Annotated in this window: 15 protein-coding genes; 7 read left to right on the forward strand and 8 right to left on the reverse strand. The window is 71.2% G+C overall.

The features are described 5' to 3' along the window. Positions 1-61 precede the first annotated feature (61 nt). From ACLJQE_RS21020 to ACLJQE_RS21030, 3 genes are all read right to left on the reverse strand, one after another. Entirely contained in the window at positions 62-208 is a 147-nt protein-coding gene (locus ACLJQE_RS21020; RefSeq protein WP_410640995.1) for a hypothetical protein, read from the reverse strand. 180 nt (positions 209-388) lie between these two features. Continuing rightward, complete coding sequence (locus tag ACLJQE_RS21025) at positions 389-751, reverse strand: hypothetical protein (protein ID WP_410640996.1); 363 nt, start codon at positions 749-751, stop codon at positions 389-391. 233 nt (positions 752-984) lie between these two features. Continuing rightward, positions 985-1,593, reverse strand: coding sequence for an SGNH/GDSL hydrolase family protein (locus ACLJQE_RS21030; RefSeq protein WP_410640997.1), 609 nt, complete (start codon positions 1,591-1,593; stop codon positions 985-987). Between the two features lie 57 nt (positions 1,594-1,650). Between ACLJQE_RS21030 and ACLJQE_RS21035 the strand changes: the two genes are divergently transcribed. After that, the gene (locus ACLJQE_RS21035) at positions 1,651-2,475 is read left to right on the forward strand and encodes an alpha/beta hydrolase (RefSeq protein ID WP_410640998.1); all 825 of its coding nucleotides are present in this window, start codon (positions 1,651-1,653) and stop codon (positions 2,473-2,475) included. Between the two features lie 5 nt (positions 2,476-2,480). On the opposite strand, the gene ACLJQE_RS21040 is transcribed toward ACLJQE_RS21035, so the two are convergent. Next, positions 2,481-3,311 (reverse strand): hypothetical protein, encoded by an 831-nt coding sequence (locus ACLJQE_RS21040; RefSeq protein WP_410640999.1) that lies wholly within the window; start codon positions 3,309-3,311, stop codon positions 2,481-2,483. Positions 3,312-3,481: 170 nt separating this feature from the next. Between ACLJQE_RS21040 and ACLJQE_RS21045 the strand changes: the two genes are divergently transcribed. Together ACLJQE_RS21045 and ACLJQE_RS21050 are read left to right on the forward strand one after the other, a co-directional pair. Further along, positions 3,482-4,234: an SDR family oxidoreductase gene (locus ACLJQE_RS21045; RefSeq protein WP_410641000.1), complete on the forward strand. Its 753-nt coding sequence runs from the start codon at positions 3,482-3,484 to the stop codon at positions 4,232-4,234. After that, entirely contained in the window at positions 4,231-5,001 is a 771-nt protein-coding gene (locus ACLJQE_RS21050; protein ID WP_410641001.1) for an SDR family oxidoreductase, read from the forward strand. Before ACLJQE_RS21045 ends, ACLJQE_RS21050 begins: the two co-directional genes overlap by 4 nt. 131 nt (positions 5,002-5,132) lie before the next feature. On the opposite strand, the gene ACLJQE_RS21055 is transcribed toward ACLJQE_RS21050, so the two are convergent. The 3 genes from ACLJQE_RS21055 to ACLJQE_RS21065 form a co-directional block, all read right to left on the reverse strand. After that, a complete protein-coding gene (locus ACLJQE_RS21055) occupies positions 5,133-6,368 on the reverse strand; it encodes a DUF222 domain-containing protein (RefSeq protein ID WP_410641002.1) in 1,236 nt (411 codons plus the stop codon). A gap of 133 nt (positions 6,369-6,501) precedes the next feature. Then, on the reverse strand, positions 6,502-7,008 hold the full coding sequence (locus ACLJQE_RS21060; RefSeq protein WP_410641003.1) for a dihydrofolate reductase family protein: 507 nt from the start codon (positions 7,006-7,008) through the stop codon (positions 6,502-6,504). 55 nt (positions 7,009-7,063) lie between these two features. Continuing rightward, complete coding sequence (locus ACLJQE_RS21065; protein WP_410641004.1) at positions 7,064-7,849, reverse strand: enoyl-CoA hydratase-related protein; 786 nt, start codon at positions 7,847-7,849, stop codon at positions 7,064-7,066. Positions 7,850-8,018: 169 nt separating this feature from the next. On the opposite strand from ACLJQE_RS21065, the gene ACLJQE_RS21070 reads away from it, so the two are divergent. After that, positions 8,019-11,093: a glycoside hydrolase family 2 TIM barrel-domain containing protein gene (locus tag ACLJQE_RS21070; protein ID WP_410641005.1), complete on the forward strand. Its 3,075-nt coding sequence runs from the start codon at positions 8,019-8,021 to the stop codon at positions 11,091-11,093. A gap of 42 nt (positions 11,094-11,135) precedes the next feature. Here ACLJQE_RS21070 and ACLJQE_RS21075 read toward each other — a convergent pair whose 3' ends face one another. Continuing rightward, positions 11,136-11,978 carry a hypothetical protein gene (locus ACLJQE_RS21075; RefSeq protein WP_410641006.1) on the reverse strand — a complete coding sequence of 281 codons (843 nt, stop codon included), beginning with the start codon at positions 11,976-11,978 and terminating at the stop codon, positions 11,136-11,138. Between the two features lie 355 nt (positions 11,979-12,333). Between ACLJQE_RS21075 and ACLJQE_RS21080 the strand changes: the two genes are divergently transcribed. The 3 genes from ACLJQE_RS21080 to ACLJQE_RS21090 are packed head-to-tail and all read left to right on the forward strand — an operon-like array spanning position 12,334 to position 15,627. Beyond that, the gene (locus ACLJQE_RS21080; RefSeq protein WP_410641007.1) at positions 12,334-13,986 is read left to right on the forward strand and encodes an AMP-binding protein; all 1,653 of its coding nucleotides are present in this window, start codon (positions 12,334-12,336) and stop codon (positions 13,984-13,986) included. Between the two features lie 4 nt (positions 13,987-13,990). Further along, positions 13,991-14,959: a phosphotriesterase gene (locus ACLJQE_RS21085; protein WP_410641008.1), complete on the forward strand. Its 969-nt coding sequence runs from the start codon at positions 13,991-13,993 to the stop codon at positions 14,957-14,959. Between the two features lie 41 nt (positions 14,960-15,000). Continuing rightward, positions 15,001-15,627, forward strand: a complete 627-nt coding sequence (locus tag ACLJQE_RS21090) for a TetR/AcrR family transcriptional regulator (protein ID WP_410641009.1) — start codon at positions 15,001-15,003, stop codon at positions 15,625-15,627. Positions 15,628-15,632 lie beyond the last annotated feature (5 nt).

Raw genomic sequence — 15,632 nt, forward strand, 5'->3', positions numbered from 1 at the left:
TTCCGCACCCCCCGCTGACCGGACGAACCGGCCATCCCGCGGTGAGGGTAGCGGGAATCGATCAGCTCGGCGGGACGGGCCACACCACCGGCGGGGAAAGCAGCGAGCCGAACACCGGGTCGGGTGCGATGATCCGCAGGTCATGGCCATCGAGGGCGGCGAGCGGATCGGTCAGGAACGTGCCGGGGTCGGCGGTGGCTTGGCGCACGGACGTCTCCCGGAAAGGGACCGCGGCCGAGGCTCGGGGACCCCGGCCGCGGTGGTCATCAGTAGATCTCGTAGGAGAAGCGCCGAGCGGCGCCCAGCTCACGGGTCCGCTGGCTGCGCGCCACGGAACGGGTGAAGAAGCGGAGCGTCCTCATGGTGCTTCTCCTTCTTCCGGTGGGTGTTACCAGCGGAGGCCGATGTTCACGCTCGGGGAGCCGCCGGAGACGACGCCGTACAGCCACTGGGCCGGCACGCCGCCGCAGGTCCAGGACCGCGCCGGGTCCACGGCGCTGAACCCGGCGCGACAGACGGTGCCGTTGCCGTTGAGGACGGCCCACTCCGCCCCGCCGCTGCCGTGCACGTCGGCGTCGACCGACAGGGTGCCGCCCGGGAACCAGACCTCGCTCGTCTGGCAGGTGTTGACGGTGTTGCACGTCTTCGAGATGCCGCCCTGCACGGTGGCCAGTGCGGCCGGTGCGGCGAGTGCGAGTGCACTGGCGGCGATCGCGCCCACGATGGCGGCGCGCTGGGTTGATCGGTACATGTCTGCCCTCTCTCCCTGAAGCGGAAGGGGCGGGCGCTGCAGGCCCCCAGCCTGCAGCGCGCGTCGCAATCGACGCGGGAAGTGCTCCCCCAGTACCCCCTGGCTGCCAGACGACCGGCACCCTCCACCGGCAAGTCCCCCCGGCCGGTGAGCTCCGGACCCCCAGTCCCTCGCTCCGACCGCCTGGCGGAACCGATCTTGCCGGGCGCCGGTTAAAGCCGGGCAAAACCGGCTCAGGCGGCCGGCTGCGCGGCGGCGGCCAGCACGTGCGGCGCCAGGCCTTCGGCGATCACGGCGTAGCCGGCCGAAGAAGGGTGGAACCGGTCGGCGGAAAACAGGGCCGGGTCGGCGGCGAAGCGGGCGGCGAGTTCGGGCCCGGCCGTGGCCACGGCACCACCGGCCCGGATCGCGGCCTCGGCTTGGGCCTGCGCGTAGTGGCCACTGGCCGCCGAGACCAGCTGCCGGTAGGGCCCCGGCACCCGCGCCACGATGCCCAGGTCGGGCGCCGGTACCACGATGACGCGGGCACCCGCGCGCACCAGCCTCGCGACGGCGTCGTGCAGCTGGCGTGCGCCGACGGCGGGGGAGACGAACCCGGCGAGGTCGTTCGCACCGATCACGATCAGCGCCAGGTCCACGCCTTCGCGCAGGGCGACGCCGACCTGGCGTTCGAGATCGGCCGAGCGGGCCCCGGGCACGCCGAAGTTCCGCAGGCGCACGGTGTGGCCCGCTTCGCGCAGCCGGCGGGCGAGCCGCCGCCCGAGCGTGTCGTCTTCCCGGGTGCTGCCGACGCCGGCCGCCAGCGAGTCGCCGAGGACGCAGAATGCGAGTGGTGAGGTCATCACCCGGGTACAACGTGGGACGGGCCGCGTTGTATCCCGTGGGGCTGGAGGTCACGGTTGACCAAGACGGTGCTCGTGCGCGTGGTGCTGGTGGCCATCGTGGTCGTGGTGCTGCTGCTCGCCGCCTTCTGGGCGGTCCAGCGACGGCTGATCTACCTCCCGGACCCCCGGCCGGTGCCCGCCGCCGCGAGCGTGCTGCCCGGCGTGGTGACCGCCGAGGACGTCCGCCTCCGCACTTCGGACGGGCTGGACCTCGGCGCCTGGTACCTGCGTCCGGTGGGCCGGGAGCCGGCGGCGACGGTGCTGGTGGCGGGCGGCAACGGCGGCAACCGGGCGGGGCGGGCCCCGCTGGCCGCGAAGCTCGCGCAGGCGGGGCTGGCCGTGCTGCTGCTCGACTACCGCGGGTACGGCGGCAATCCGGGCGACCCGAGTGAGGACGGCCTGGCCCTCGACGTCCGCGCGGCCCACCGCTTCCTGACCGAGGACCGGCACGTGCCGCCCGGACGCCTCGTCTACTTCGGCGAAAGCCTCGGCTCCGCTGTGGTGACGGAGCTGGCCCTCGAACACCCGCCGGCCGGGCTGCTGCTGCGGTCCCCGTTCGTCGACTTGGCGGCCGTCGGCGCGGAGATCTACCCGTACCTGCCGGTGCGGCTGCTGCTGCGCGACCGCTTCCCGGTCAAGGAGCAGGTCGCGCGGCTCCGCGTCCCGGTGGTGGTCGTCGTGGGCGGCCGGGATTCGATCGTCCCGCCGTCCCAGAGCCGCGAGGTGGCGGCCGCGGCGTCGGCCCGGCTGGTGGAGATCCCGGGCGCCGACCACAACGATCCGGTGTTGCTCGACGGCCCCGAGCTGGTCGAGGCGGTGCTGTCGCTGGTGCCGCGCTGACCGCGTCAGGTGCCCATCTTCTTGAGCAGCTCCGCAAGGTCGACGACCTGGCCGGCGGGCGGCGGCTGGATGTCCACCGGCTTGCCCCAGTCGCGGTAGTCGGTCGTGGCCTTCAAGGTGGTGTCGCCGCGCGCGCCCGCCGGGGCCCCGGCGGTCAGGTCGACGGCGTACCGCACGGGCCGCCGCGCCGCGTCGAGCCACAGCTCGCCGGGCAGCTTGGCGGTGGCCGTCCTGGCCGGCTTGCCGTCCAGGGGCGGCACCGCGAACTCGGGGAACAGCTCCGGCGCCTTCGCGGTGTCGAGTTCGAGGCGGTAGTGGTTGACCGGCAGGTCACCGAGCCGGGTCTGCTCCGCCGACACGATCCGGCCGGTCCGCTCGATCGCCACCAGGGCCCGGCCGAGATCCGGCAGTTTCACGAGCGCCGGAACCCCCGCGCCTGCCGCCTGCGCGATCGGGTCGGCGCTGTCCGGGTCGGTGCCGACCCAGTCCTTGCCGGGCACCACCGACGGCGAGTGGGTGAAGGTCTTCTTGCCGATCACGCGGATTTCGCGGCCGTCGACCACCATCGTCAGGCTGCTCGTGCTGCCGTCGAAGCTGAGCGAGCCGGGGACGTCCTTGGTGGCGGCGCCGAGCACGGCGGCCGAGGTGAAGGCGGCGGACGGCGCTTCGGCGATGCCGGCCCGCGCGGCCGCCACCAGCTGAGCGACCTCGGTGGCCGGAGCGGCGAGCGTGGCGGGGGCCGACGGCGGTCCGCCGGTGGGGCCGGGGTCGCAGGCGGTCAGCGTCAGTGTCAGTGCCGCCGTCGCCGCGGCGACGATCAGGCCGGTCTTCCGCACGGTGCCCCCTCGGTGTTCGTGATCCGCGGACGGTATCGGGAGAAGGTCACGTTCGGGGCCCGCGCATGTGACGTGTGTCCGCCTTGAGACCCTGGCCGGATCGCGCATAATGGCCACTGACCGACTGCTTGGTATGTGCCGGGCACCACACCCGAAGGAGACACACTGCCGTGAACTCGTTCAAGGATCGCGTCGCGATCGTCACCGGGGCCAGCCGGGGCATCGGCCTCGGGATCGCGAAGACGCTCGTCGAGCGCGGCGCCAAGGTCTGCCTCACCGCGCGCAAGCCGGAGGCGCTGGAAGAGGCCGTCAGCTCCCTCGGCGGGCCCGACGTCGCCATGTTCGTGGCCGGCAAGGCCGACGACACCGACCACCAGGACGAGACGGTCGCCAAGACGATCGAGACCTTCGGCAGGCTCGACTACCTGGTCAACAACACCGGCATCAACCCGGCCTACGGCCCGACGCTGGACATCGACCCGGCCGCCGCGGCGAAGATCTTCGGCGTCAACGTGCTCGCGCCGCTGGGCTGGACCAAGCGCGCCCGCGACGCGTGGATGGGGGAGCACGGCGGCGCCGTCGTCAACGTCTCCTCCGTCGCCGGCCTCCGCGCTTCGCCGGGCATCGGCATGTACGGCGTCAGCAAGGCCGCGCTGATCCGGCTGACCGTCGAGCTCGGCGCCGAGCTGGGCCCGAAGATCCGCGTCAACGCCGTCGCGCCCGCCGTGGTCAAGACGTCGTTCGCGACCGCGCTGTACGAGGGCCGCGAGGAGGAGGTCGCCTCGGCGTACCCGATGAAGCGCCTCGGCATCCCGTCCGACATCGCGGGCGCGGTGGCGTTCCTCCTGTCGGACGACGCGGGCTGGGTCACCGGGCAGACGGTGGTCCTCGACGGCGGCGTGACGCTCGGCGGTGGCCTGTGACCGGCGTCGTCGTCACCGGGGGCGGCGGCGGCATCGGTGCCGCGCTGGCCCGCCGCTTCGCCGACGGCGGAGCCCGCGTCGTCGTGGCCGACCTCGACGGCGACAAGGCCGCGGAGGTGGCCGCCGAAGTCGGCGGAACGGCCTTCGCCGGGGACGTCGCGAGCCAGGAGGGCGTCACGAAGCTGATCGACAGCGCCCGCGAGACGCTCGGCGAGATCGACGTCTTCTGCGCGAACGCGGGCATCGCCCCCTTCGGCGGCGCGGAAAGCGGCGAGGAGGTGTGGGCGCGCACCTGGGACGTCAACGTCATGTCGCACGTCCGCGCGGCGAACCTGCTGCTGCCGGCGTGGCTGGAGCGCGGCCAGGGACACTTCATCGCGACGGTGTCCGCGGCCGGCCTGCTGACCAGCCTCGGTTCGGCCCCGTACTCGGTGACCAAGCACGGCGCGCTGGCGTTCGCCGAATGGCTGTCGGCGACCTACCGCCACCGCGGCATCACGGTGCAGGCGATCTGCCCCCAGGGCGTGCGCACGGCCATGCTGGAGAGCACCGGCACGGCGGGCCAGCTGCTGATGGGCGCGTCGGCGATCGAGCCGGAGCAGGTCGCGGAAGCGTTGTTCGCGGCGATCGAGGAGAAGCGTTTCCTGGTGCTGCCCCACCCGGAAGTCGCGGGCTACTACACGGCCCGCGCGACCGATACCGACCGGTGGCTCGGCGGGATGAACAAGCTGCAGCGCAAGGTCGAAGAGGCCGTCGGAGAGCTGTGACCGCCGGCCCGCAGGCCGACGAGACAGATCTTAGCCGAGCGGGAGCCTTGTCGGGCGGGATGGGAAGCGGTGCCGTCGGGGTGCGCGTGGGTGTGGGCCCGTAGCCGTGTGGCTGCGGGCCTTTCCCGTGTTCAGGCTGCGAAGGGGAGTGGTTGGTGGAGGTTGTTGCGTCTGGGTTTTCGGCGTCGGTCGATGAACACCGGTGGAAGGAATTCGGGTAGACCATCGGCGGCGATCCGGACTTCCCACCCCGATCGGTGCAGGAGCCGGTGGTGGTGGGCGCACATCAGTACCAGGTTGGTGAGGTCGGTGGGGCCGCCGTCGGCCCAGTGGCGAATGTGGTGGCCTTGGCAGTGCCGGGGTGGGCGGTGGCAGCCGGGGAACGCGCATCCACGGTCGCGGAGGAAGAGGGCGCGGCGGAGTCCGGCGGAGATCAACCGGCGGAGTCGTCCGAGGTTGAGAGGTTCGCTCTTCTCACCGAGGACGGCGGGGATGATCATGGCGTCGCAGGCGTGCACGCGGGCTTCGGCGGCCGAGATCTTCCCGGTATCCCCGAGGGTCGCCGTACCCACACCTGACTTCAGGTCCTCGAGAGACACCGCGACCATGACGTGGGCTCGTTCCCCGGCCTGCATTGGCAGCTCTGGGGAGTTGAGGGCCAGGTCGATGGCGTCGGAGAAGGCATCACCGTAGCGCTGAGGGTGGGTGCGGTGGTCGGGGCCGTCGTCACTGGTGCGGCGTTCGGCCAGGGCATCCAGCAGGGCGCTGGCGCGGGTGCCGGTCTCGTCATCGAATCTGGCGTTCAGCTCCCAAGTGCCGGACCGTCGGCGCCGCAGGAACAGCTCCCGCGGCGGGATCACCGGGTCGGCGACGGCGGGTTCCTCACCGTCGGGGGCCAGGTGGGCAAGGATGCGAGCCCCCAGCGCGGCGACCTGCTTGTGCCCGGCCTCGGCGGCAAAGGTGAGCAGGTCGGCCTCGGCGCTGGCGTGGTGTTCGGGCGGAACCTGGCCGAGGACATCGGTGATGACGTCGATCATGGGGTTACTCAACCGCCCCGCCCGGGCAGCAACACCGGTCGCCGGAGCCAAGGCGGAAATCGGGCTCCCGTCGAGGGTGCGGCCCGGATTCACCAGACGGGCCCGCTTCACGATCCGTTCAGCAGCGGACTTCGGGATATCGGCCAGCTGCTCCAGCAACCGGGCCGCAGAGCGGTAGCCGAACAGCTCCATCACTCCACGCTGCTCAACCTCCACCAGCACAGCCCCGAGTTCGGCTTCGGCAGACCGCATACACGCCACCAGCTCACCGATGCGGTCGGCCAAAGCCACCGCATCAGAAGAAGAGGAAAGCACTGCGTTGCTGGTCATACCTCCAAACTACCGGCCATCGAACTCACGTTCATCACACGAACGGGTGCACCTGTTGAGAGAATGTCAATAGTGGTCGGCAGCCAGGGTTTCCGGTGATGGCCACATGCAGCCACCGGAAAACACCGGATCCTCAAGAAACAACCCGATACCAACAAGGCCCCACCGAAGAAAGCCGAACAGGAGGGCCAACCCGCGAGAAAACCCGAACCCCATTCCCGAGGAGAACCGGCACCGGCAAGGCCAGCACCTCGTCAAGCACCCCAGCCTCAAGACACTGCCGGGCCACCTCGGCGCCGAGCACGTTGACGTACTTCTCCCCGGCCGCCGCCTTGGCCGCCGATACGGCGGACTCCAGATCGGCGACGAAAGTGACGCCAGGGGCCGGAGAAGCGGCACGGTGCGTGAGCACGAACTGCGGCCCCTCCCAGCCGCCGCCGAACGCCTTGCCTTCGCCCGGCGCGCCCCGGTGCGGGTCGTCGCCGTCGTACGTTCGGCGGCCCACCAGGAGGGACCCGATGCGGGGGATCAGGTCCACCGGCGCCGGGCCCAGGAACGGTGTCAACCAGGACATGTCTCCGCCCGGACCGGCGATGAAACCGTCGATCGAGCAGCTGAACGCGTAGAGCAGCTTGGCCATTTGACCCACCTCCGTGACGTCGGATGCAGGTACCGACGGCCGGAGCCGGGGAAACTCATCGATCGGCGGGGAACCGGGGCGGACGGCGCTCCTTCCAGCTCGCCAGGCCCTCTGCCAGCTCGGGACGGCCGAACGACTCCACCATCAACGCCGTCGCCTCGCGGGCCGCCTCGGGGAGCGGCAGGAGGGCCTCGCGCGCGAACTGCGCCTTCATCACCGCCATCGACCGCGGTGCGCTGTACGTCGCCAGCTCGGTCGCATACGCGTGCGCGTGCGACAGCAGCTCTCCGGCCGGGACGACCTCCTGGACCAAGCCGTAGTCCAGGGCCTGTTCCGCCGTGAACGTCCGCCCGGACAGCAGCAGGTCGCGGGCCCGGCCCTGGCCGACGAGCTCCGGGAGCAGCTTCGCGATGCCGTACTCGGCGATCAGGCCGCGGCGGGCGAACGCGGTGGTGAACTTCGCGCCGGCGGCCGCGAAGCGGACGTCCGCCGAGCACGCTATGACGAACCCCAGACCGGCGCAGCCGCCGTTGATCGCGGCGACCACCGGGACACCCACCCGGGTCGCCGCCAGCACGTCCCGGAAGTTCTCGCCGCCCTCCGCCGGTGGTGCCCCGGCGATGGTGTCCAGCAAGCCCAGGTCGGCGCCGGGGCAGAAGGCCCGGCCCGCCCCGGTGACGACGACCGCGCGGATCTCCGGATCGGCGTCCGCCTGCCGCAGCAGGGTGCCGTAGCGGGCCTGCATCGGGACGTCCATCGCGTTGCTGCGGTCCGGCTTGTCGAAGGTGCACGTCGCGACCGCGCCGTCCGCCTCGTACCGCACGCCATCCACAGTGGACATCGCCGCCTTCTCGTGTCGGACACCATACTAAGCGGTCGCTTGGTCGGAAGTCACGCGCTGAACGGGCAAACGGGCAAAAGTTCGAAATTATCGAACTCTTTGGTTGTCCGGAAACCTCTGTGCCATAGTGCTTTCCGCCCGCACGTCGCCGCTGGAAGGGGCCTGTCCGATGCCGGAACAAGATCCGAGCGGTTTCCGCAGACGGGTTGTGCTGGGCGGGGTCGGCGCCGCCGTCGCCACGTCGGCCGTCGCGCCGGTCGCCCGGGCCGCCGACGCGCTCGGGCAGCCGGTGCAGGCGCGGGAAAACGATCTCGGTGCCGGCTGGCGGTTCGTCCTGGCCAACCCCGACGGCGTCACCGATCCCGGCGGCCGCTTCGCCGACGCCCCCAAGCCCGGCTTCGACGACTCGGCGTGGCAGGTCGTCGACGTCCCGCACGACTGGAGCATCGAGCTCCCGCCGACCGACAAGGGCACCAGCAGCGGTTCCGGCTTCTTCCGCGGCGGGCTCGGCTGGTACCGCAAGACGTTCACGCTGCCGCCGTCGCTCGACGGCAAGCGCGTGTCGGTGGAGTTCGACGGCGTCTACTCGGACGCCCACGTGTACCTGAACGGCGAACTGCTCGGCAACCACCCGTACGCCTACACCGGGTTCGCCTTCGACCTGACCGGACGGCTGCACACCGACGGGCGGACGCCGAACGTCCTCGCCGTGCGGGCGGTGAACCCGCTGCCCAGCAGCCGCTGGTACTCCGGCAGCGGGATCTACCGCCGCGTCCGCCTGGTGGTGACCGAGCCGGTGCACGTCGCCCGGCACGGCACGTTCGTCACCACCCCGGACATCGCCGACGGCCGGGGCACCGTGCGGGTGGCGACCGACGTCGTCAACGACTCCGGCGCGCCGGTCACGGCACAGGTGCGGACGACCGTCACCGACCCGGCGGGCCGCGTCGTGGCGAACGGCTCGGCGACCGTGGCGGTGGCCGCCGGCCGGACGGCGAAGGCGGGGAGCGAGCTGCGGGTCGCTCGCCCGCAGCTGTGGTCGATCGACACGCCCCGGCTGTACCGGCTGCGCACCGACGTCGTGGTGGCCGGGCGCGTGCTCGACACGACCACCGCGGACTTCGGCTTCCGCTACGCCGAGTTCCACCCCGACAACGGGTTCTCGCTCAACGGCGTGCCGATGAAGCTGCGCGGGGTCAACCTGCACTCCAGCCAGGGCGCGCTGGGCGCGGTGGTCGACCCGGCCGCGCTGGAGCACCAGATGCGGCTGATGCTCGCGATGGGCGTCAACGCGCTGCGGACCGCGCACAACCCGCCGGACCCGCAGCTGGTGACGGTCTGCGAACGGCTCGGGATCGTCATGATGGTCGAAGCGTTCGACTGCTGGCGGACCGGCAAGCTCGAGTACGACTACCACCGCGACTTCGACGAGTGGAGCGGGCGGGACATCGCCGAAATGGTGCACGCGGCCAAGAACTCTCCCGCGGTCGTGCTGTGGTCGATCGGCAACGAGGTGCCGGACGCGTCGATGGCGGGTGGCCCGGAGATCGCCGCGGGACTGATCGCCGCGGTCCGGGCGATCGACCCGACCCGGCCGGTCATCATGGGCTCGGACCGCTACCGCAGCGTGCCCGCGCCCGGTTCGCCGCAGGACCTCATCATGAAGCAGCTCGACGGCCTCGGCGTCAACTACAACACCGCCCAGTCCATCGACGGGCTGCACAAGCAGTACCCGGACAAGTTCTTCTTCGAGTCCGAGTCGTCGTCGGAAACCTCGACGCGCGGCGTCTACCAGGAGCCGGACCTGCTCAACACCGGCGAGAACCACACGCCGGGGAAGCGGGCGACGTCGTCCTACGACAACAACCTGGCCTCGTGGACGTTCAGCGGCGAGTACTCGCTGAAGAAGGACCGCGACCGGAAGTTCTGCCTGGGCCAGTTCCTCTGGGCCGGGCAGGACTACCTCGGCGAACCGACGCCGTACGACGTCTTCCCGGTCAAGACGTCCTTCTTCGGCGCGGTCGACAGCGCCGGCCTGCCCAAGGACGCCTTCCACCTGTTCCGCAGCCAGTGGGTCACCACGCCGATGGTGCACCTGACCCCGATGGACTGGACGAACCACCGGCCCGGCGAGCCCGTCGCGGTGTGGGTCTATTCCACTGTGGACACCGTGGAGCTGGTGCTGAACGGGAAGTCGCTGGGGGTCAGGAAGTTCGACCGCAAGACCACTGTGGACGGATTTCCGTACCTGGAGACGACCGAGCCGGCCGGTGACGACAAGAACGACCCCTCCGGCAGCTACACCAGCCCGAACGGCAGCTCCGGCAAGCTGCACCTGAGCTGGACCGTGCCCTTCGAGCCCGGCACGCTGACCGCGATCGCCCGGGACGGCGGCCGCGAGGTGGCGCGCGACCGGCTCGTTACGGCCGGGCCGCCGCGGGCGGTCAAGCTGAGCGTGGACCCGCCTGAGCACCCGGTGGTGGCGGGGGCGATGACGTTCGTGACGGCGTCGGTCGTGGACGCCGGCGGTGTCGTCGTTCCCGGCGTCGAACCGGTGCTGCGGTTCACCGTCGCCGGCCCCGGCCGGGTCGCCGGCGTCGACAACGGACGGCAGGAACTCGCCCAGAGCTACCAGCAGCCGACGATCCCGGCGTTCAACGGGCTCGCCGTCGCCGTCATCGCGGCGACCGGCGGGCGAGGGCGGATCACCGTGACGGCGAGCGCTCCGGGGCTGACCCCGGGGAAGCTCACCTTGCCCGGCACCTCGCTCGGGCAGCGCAACGGCCCGGGAGCGCGCGCGGTCGAAACGCCCGTGGTCCCGGCCGTCTCGACCGCGGACGCGAGCTACTCGGGCGCCCCGGACACGCTGCCCGCGGCGATGCTGGACGGGAACCCGGCCACCGGCTGGTCCAACTACTACGTCAAACCGGCGACTTCGACGTTGAAGGCGGTGAGCCGGCCGCGAGCCGAGGACTGGGTGTCGCTGGCCTGGCCGTCGGCCCAGCGGATCAGCGCCGTCACGGCGAACTTCGTCGTGGACGCGAAACTGGCGCTGCCGGTCGCCGTCGAAGTCACCTGCCGCACGCCCCGGGGCTTCGAGCCCGTGCGGAACCTGCGGATCACGTGGGGGACCGGTTCGAACGACCCGACGTCGTTCGCATTCGATCCGGTCGTCACCACGGAGGTGCGGGTGACGATGACCGCGCGGAACTTCCTGCGGATCAGCGCGTTGCTGGCCCGGTGACCGCGGGTCCGGCGGGGCGCACCCCCCGCCGGACCCCGGTGGTCATCGGCTACAGGGCGCGAGAGCGTCGAGGCCCTGCGGCTTTTCGGCGTTGCGGCCGATGGCGGTGGCGATCCGGTTGATCGTCGCCACGCGCTTGTCTTCGAGCGGGCCGAGGATGGCGTTCTGCACGAAGTTGGGGCCGCCCTGGCCGACGGTCGTCTGCAGGCGGTTGTTGGCTTCGGCGATCTGGGTGTTCAGCAGCTCGAGGTTGCGTTCCACCTCGGCCTGGGCCTGGGCGGGGATGGCCGGGAGCCGGCTTTCCACGTCGGGGCAGGAGATCTGGCCGACCCCGGCGTCGCCCGTGTTGCCGGTGTTCCCGTTCTGCCCGCCGTTGCCTTCGGCCGGTTCCGGAGCCGGTTCCGGTGCCGGTGCACCGGCACCCGCGCCCGTGCCGGCCTGCCCGCCCGCCGCGCAGGTGGCCAGGCTGTCGAGGCCCTGCGGCTTTTCGGCGTTGCGGCCGATGGCGGTGGCGATCCGGTTGATCGTCGCCACGCGCTTGTCTTCGAGCGGGCCGAGGATGGCGTTCTGCACGAAGTTGGGGCCGCCCTGGCCGACGGTCGTCTGCAGGCGGTTGTTGGCTTCGGCGATCTGGGTGTTCAGCAGCTCGAGGTTGCGCTGCACCTCGGCCTGGGCTTGCGCGGGGATGGCCGGGAGCTTGCTCGCCACGTCCGGACAGCTGATCTGGCCGGCCGCCGCCTGACCGCCCGAGGCGGCGTTGGCGGCGCCGGGGTCGCCGACGGTCGTGGCGATCACCAGCGCCCCGCCCGCGATCGCGAGGCCGAGGGCCGCCGTCGCGATCTTCGTCCGCCGGGAGAGGCGGTGTCGTCCACCGGAAGCAGGCATGAATGACTCCGTTTTCGTGCGTGAGTTAGCGTGAACATATGGGTACTCCGCCGTGTTCGGGGGATACGGCGGGGTTCTCTGATGGGGCGGACCAACCTGGTCGCCGACGCCATAGTGGCGGCTCGACCAGGGGTTTGTCCAGTGTGATTCGGACGAAAAAGAAGATCTGAACCATTTCGAACCGGGGTACGTGTACCTCTGTGACGGCGGCATCTGGCTGCATTGTTTTGGCGTGGTTTTGGCGCGTCGGAATTGCTGTGCGCAATTTCGGTGACCCGGCCCGGGCTTGACGCGGGCCGCCGTGTCCTCCTAGCGTCGGCATACCGACCGGTCGGTGTCCAAAGGAGGTCACTGGATGAGCTGGTACGACGCGAAGCCCTGGCTCGCGAGCTACGACGAACGCGTGCGGGACGCGGAACCGGCGAAGCCGACGACGTTGCCCGAGTCGTTCCGCCGGGCCGTGGACCACGTCCCGGACCGGGCCGCGATCGCGTACTTCGACGCGCGGCTGAGCTATCGCGCGGTCGACGAGCTCTCCGACGGCGTTGCGCGGTACCTGACCGCCCACGGCTTCGCCCGCGGCGACCGGCTCGCCCTGGTGCTGCAGAACATCCCGCAGTTCGTCATCGCCCTGCTGGGCGCGTGGAAGGCCGGCGGAATCGTGGTGCCGGTCAACCCGATGTACCGGGAACGCGAGCTCACCCACGTGTTCACCGACGCCGGCGTGAAGGCGGTCGTCTGCTCGCAGCGCGGCTGGAACGCCTACCTCGGCGCGACGGCGGCGGCCAACGGCGTCGGCATCGCGCTCACCACCAGCGAACTCGAGTTCCAGACCCGCGACGACGAGCGAGTTCTGGCCAAGGTCGAAAAGGAGGAGACGCCGGGCGCGACCGAACTCCTCGAAGCCGCGGCCACGCCGGGGGCGAAACCGCCGGAGCCCGCCTTCGCCCTCGACGACACCGCCCTGATCAGCTACACCTCCGGCACCAGCGGCACGCCGAAGGGCGCCACGAACACCCACGGCAACATCGGCACCAACGCCGCCGGGCTCGGCTCGTTCAGCGGCCTGCCCGCCGGCTCGACGCTCTTCGGGCTCGCGCCGCTGTTCCACATCACCGGCATGGTCTGCGAGCTCGGCTCCGCGATCGACATCGAGGGCACCCTGGCCCTGGCCTACCGCTTCGAGCCGGGTGTCGTGCTCGACGCGTTCCTCGAGCACAAGCCGTCGTACACGGTCGGGCCGTCCACGGCCTACATGGCGCTGATGGCGCACCCGTCGTTCAGCCGGGAGCACTTCGATTCGTTCGCGCTGCTGTACTCCGGCGGCGCCGCGCTGCCGCCCGCCGTCGTCGAGGCCTTCCGGGCGAAGACCGGGCACTACATCCACAACGGCTACGGCCTCACCGAAACCACCGCGGGCTGCGTCGTGGTCCCGGGCACCCTGGAAGCGCCCATCGACCCGGAATCCGGCACCATCTCGATCGGCCTGCCGGTGCCGGACACGATCGTCCGGATCCTCGGCGAAAACGGCGAAGAGCTGCCTCCCGGGCAAGCGGGGGAGATCGCCGTCGAGGGTCCGATGGTCGTTTCGGGCTACTGGAACCGTCCCGACGCCACCGCAGAGGCGCTGCCCGGCGGGCGGCTGCTCACCGGCGACATCGGGTTCATGGACGAACGCGGCTGGGTCTACGTCGTCGACCGCAAGAAGGACATGATCAACGCGTCCGGCTTCAAGGTCTGGCCGCGGGAGGTCGAAGACGTCCTGTACACGCACCCGTCCGTGCGGGAGGCCGCCGTGGTCGGGATCGCCGACTCCTACCGTGGCGAGACGGTCAAGGCCTACGTCAGCCCGGCGCCCGGGGCGACCGCCGATCCCGCGGAGCTGGTCGCCTGGTGCAAGGAACGGCTCGCCGCCTACAAGTACCCGCGCACCGTCGAAGTCCTCGACGAGCTGCCGAAGACCACGAGCGGCAAGATCCTCCGCCGCGAACTGCGGGCGCGGGGGTAGCGCGGTGGTCGAGACGGTCCGCGGCGCGATCGCGCCGGAGGCGCTGGGCCGGGTGCTGATGCACGAACACCTCTTCGTGCTGAGCCCCGAATTCGCCGACAACTACCCGGAGCACGAAGGGTTCCGCGAGGACGAGCACGTCCCCGAGGCGATCCGGCGGCTGACCGAGCTGAAGGCCGCCGGGATCGACACGATCGTCGACCCGACGGTGATCGGCCTCGGCCGCTACGTCCCGCGCGTGCAGCGGGTGGCGGCCGAGGTCGAGGTCAACATCGTCGTCGCGACCGGGCTGTACACCTACCACGACGTGCCGCACTACCTGCACTTCCGCGGGCCCGGCACGCTGCTGCAGGGCGAAGACCCGCTGATCGGGATGTTCGTCGGCGACCTCCGGGACGGCATCGCCGGCACCGGCGTCAAGGCCGGGCTGCTCAAGTGCGCCACCGACGAGCCGGGGGTGACGCCCGGTGTCGAACGCGTCCTGCGCGCGGTGGCGAAGGCGCACGTCGAGACGGGCGCGCCGATCATGACGCACACGCACGCGGGCACGCGGCGCGGGCTGGAGCAGCAGGAAATCTTCGCGGCCGAAGGTGTCGACCTGACCCGGGTGCTCATCGGGCACTCGGGCGACTCGACGGACCTGGGGTACCTCACCGAGCTCGCCGACGCCGGCTCGCTGCTCGGGATGGACCGCTTCGGCCTGGACCTGCTGCTGCCGTTCGAGGAACGGGTGAACACCGTCGCGGCGCTGTGCGAACGCGGGTACGCGGGCAGCATGGTGCTCTCGCACGACGCGTCGTGCTACATCGACTGGCTGCCCGCCGGGCAACTGCCCGCGATCGCGCCGAACTGGCACTACCTGCACATCACCCGGGACGTGCTGCCGGCGCTGCGGGAGCGCGGGGTGTCCGAAACGGACATCACGACCATGCTCGTGGACAACCCGCGGCGGTTCCTGGCCTGGCGCGGCTGAGCCGTTATCCTGAGTCGTCCTGACGGGAAGGGGTAGGTGCGGTGACCCGAGCAAGCACCCGCAAGCCGGGCGAGGCCACGGGCGACGACCAGGCCGCCGTGCCCCGGCGGCTGCTGGAGCACGCCACGAAGCTGTTCGCCAAGAAGGGCTTCGACCGCACGTCCGTCCAGGAGATCGTCGAGGCGGCGGGCGTCACCAAGGGCGCGATGTACCACTACTTCGGCTCGAAGGACGACCTGCTCTACGAGATCTACGCGCGCGTCCTGCGCGAGCAGACCCGTCAGCTGGAGAGCGTGGCCACGTCGGACGCGCCGCTGCGGCAGCGCCTGTCGGCGGCGGCGTCCGACGTCGTGGTGTCCAGCATCGACAACCTCGACGACAACACGATCTTCCTGCAGTCGATGCACCAGCTGTCCCCGGACAAGCAGAAGGCGGTGCGGGCGGAGCGTCGCAAGTACCACGAGCGGTTCCGCGGGCTGATCGAGGAGGGCCAGGCGTCGGGGGAGTTCCGCACCGACAAGCCGGCGGACGTGGTGGTGGACTTCTTCTTCGGGTCGGTGCACCACCTGGGGTCGTGGTACCGGCGAAGCGGGTCGTTGACGGCCCGCCAGATCGGCGACCACTACGCGGACCTGCTGCTCGACGCCTTGCGGCCGCCGGTGGGCTAGGGCCG

Source organism: Amycolatopsis sp. lyj-346 (assembly GCF_046548975.1).
Classification (GTDB): domain Bacteria; phylum Actinomycetota; class Actinomycetes; order Mycobacteriales; family Pseudonocardiaceae; genus Amycolatopsis.